Genomic DNA, 2654 nt, shown 5'->3' on the forward strand with positions numbered 1-2654 from the left:
TGAAGTAGGTGATGCTCTTTTATTAGACAAATTTGTTTGGCATAGAAGTGTCCCTTTCCTGGAAGGAAAATTACAATCAAGAATGGCATACACAATGCGTTTTGTAGATTCCCAAGCCCGCTATTCAAAAACTTTTCTAGATGGTCTTTATTCACTGATAAAAGCTAAGGGTGATGATACTTTAACTTCCTTTGGTTATAAATTAACTGACCTTAAGGATGGTGATTTAATCTCTAAAAGTAAATTTGTTGAATGCTAATTAAATATCGTGTATTATAATGTTTTTCGTAACTACTAAACTAATGAAAACATAAAAAAATAAACTGTTTCTAACCTAAATAGTCCCATAACTTCCTTTAATCCATGCCAAGCCCAATACTGACATTTCCGCCCATGGGAATTGACAAGATTTCGACTCTGTTAGCTCGAAACCAATCCCACTGCCGACCCATTTCTCTAGCTTTTGGTCAATCGGACTTCCCGATTCAAAAATATGTTGACCTGACTTTACAGGCAAAAGATCTAGAAAAAGTACTAGGTTACGGGGATATTGCTGGACAAATGTCACTGCGGGAAAAAATTAGCAGCTTTTACGCCTCTATTTTAGGTGTGGAACTCCCAGTGTCACAGATATTGATAACTGATGGGGCGACTGGTGCATTAGTCTTGGCCCTGGGGCTGTTGGTGCGCCCTGGTAGCGAAGTCATTATACCAGCGGTCGGATATGCAGCATATCCGCGAATTGTGAAGATGTTTGGTGGCATTCCAATATCGGCACCCCTGGATGCAGAGTTTAACCTCTTACCTCACCGACTGGCGGATTTGATAAATGCCAAAACCGCTGCCATAATCCTCAACTCTCCGGGAAATCCCCACGGAAATATAGCGAGTTTGGAAATACTAGCAGAAATTGCTTCATTCGGTATTCCAGTCATTTTCGACGAAGTTTACCAGTTAATGACCTTTGCGGGGGATTTCGCTCCCAGTGGGACGCAACTGCCTGGGGAACATTTCGTTGCCAATGGATTTTCTAAGTCCTTTGCCGTTCCGGGATTGCGTATCGGTTTTCTGATTGTACCGCCAAGCTATGCTGAAGCTGCCGAGAGTGTGAAAGTCTTGTTGAATATTTGCCCGAATCTGATCGGACAACTGTTGGCAGAAAGACTGCTAGAGCGAGCGTCGGTTCTGCTAAAGGCTCATCAAAGCTACTTGCGTCCCTGGCACAATTTTTTCTTGGCCACTTGCGATCGCTACTCTGTCCCAGCACTCAGAAATTCCCAAGCTGGATTTTATGGCATCATACAACTCCCTGAAGGGATGGACTCCATGACAGCAGCATCGATACTCGCCAAAGATTATGCAGTTGCTACTGCTCCGGGAAAGGATTTTGCTGAAACCGACCCTGGTTTTTTGCGCGTCAACTTTACTAAAAGCGGTCAAGATGTGTCCGAGGGAGTAAGGAGGATAGCAGAATTCCTTGCAAAAGTCAACCCTGAACACTTGCGATCGCATTCCCTTGGTGTTTCGAGCTTAAGCTTGAGTTAACGGCAAATGCAAATGAATATGACAGCACTACTACTGGCAAACATTGATTTAGAGGAATTATTTGCACAATTAATGGCAGAATTGAAAAAACGCAAGCCCAATCTAGATTTGCGAATCTGGCCGGAATGCGGGAAACCTGAAGAGATTGAGATTGTGCTGGCATGGTGTCCCCCACTGGGAGTGATGCAAAGATTTCCCAATTTGAAGCTGATTATATCCCTAGGAACTGGGGTAGAAGGGATTTTAGTAGACCCTGACCTGCCCGATGGCATCCCGATTGTGCGTCTAATCTCAGAGAACCAAACATTGGAAATGGTTGAGTATGTTACTTTTGCTGTTTTGCTCTTTCAACGGCGATTTATAGAGTATCAGGCATTGCAGCGATCGCGACGCTGGGAATATCTACCGGCACAAGATGCTAGATCCTTTACAATAGGGATTTTGGGAATGGGTAATCTCGGTTCGACGGTGGCTAAAAAGCTTGCACCCATGAGGTTTCCTGTGCGGGGATGGAGTAGAACCCCCAAAGCAATTCCCGGAGTGGAGTGCTTTCACGGTCATGAACAGTTTAAGCTTTTTTTGAGCAAATGTCGGCTGATCGTGTGTTTGCTGCCCCTAACGCCGGAAACTCAGGGTATTCTCTGCCATGAAACGTTTTCAGCTTTACCGACCGGGGCTTACTTAATTAATGTCGGTCGAGGCAAGCACTTGGTAGAAGCCGATCTATTGAGTGCATTAGATTCCGGCCAAATTGCCTGGGCTTGTTTGGACGTATTCCATCAAGAACCCTTGCCCAAGGACGATCCTTTTTGGTCTCATCCGCGCATTATAGTCACCCCCCATATTGCTGCTATAGGTCCGGCTGAAGAGTTTGCCGTTAGTATTCTGGATGCAATCAATTGCAGTCGCGAGGGAAGACCGTTGAAGAATGCAATTGATCGAAACCGGGGTTACTAAGTCTTAATTTGGTGTTTGCTCAATAGTGGTTAAGTCTATGCCAAAGAAAGACTCTTTGACGATCAACTAATACCAAGCGTGAAAAAATAATGTTACGAATAGTTTAGTCAACTAAAATAGTTTAAGTCAGATGCATATTTGTTCAAATAGAT

At 44.0% G+C, this 2654-nt stretch carries 3 protein-coding genes; all 3 read left to right on the forward strand.

Annotated features, from left to right (window positions below):
• On the forward strand, window positions 1-259 hold a 259-nt coding region (locus F6K13_RS27595), incomplete at its 5' end, for a hypothetical protein (protein ID WP_287289077.1).
• 104 nt (window positions 260-363) lie between these two features.
• Window positions 364-1545 carry a pyridoxal phosphate-dependent aminotransferase gene (locus F6K13_RS27600; RefSeq protein WP_287289078.1) on the forward strand — a complete coding sequence of 394 codons (1182 nt, stop codon included), beginning with the start codon at window positions 364-366 and terminating at the stop codon, window positions 1543-1545.
• A gap of 12 nt (window positions 1546-1557) precedes the next feature.
• Window positions 1558-2502 (forward strand): glyoxylate/hydroxypyruvate reductase A, encoded by a 945-nt coding sequence (locus tag F6K13_RS27605; protein ID WP_287244487.1) that lies wholly within the window; start codon window positions 1558-1560, stop codon window positions 2500-2502.
• Window positions 2503-2654 lie beyond the last annotated feature (152 nt).

The organism is Okeania sp. SIO2B9, from assembly GCF_010672505.1.
In the GTDB taxonomy this organism is placed as follows: Bacteria; Cyanobacteriota; Cyanobacteriia; order Cyanobacteriales; family Microcoleaceae; genus Okeania; species Okeania hirsuta.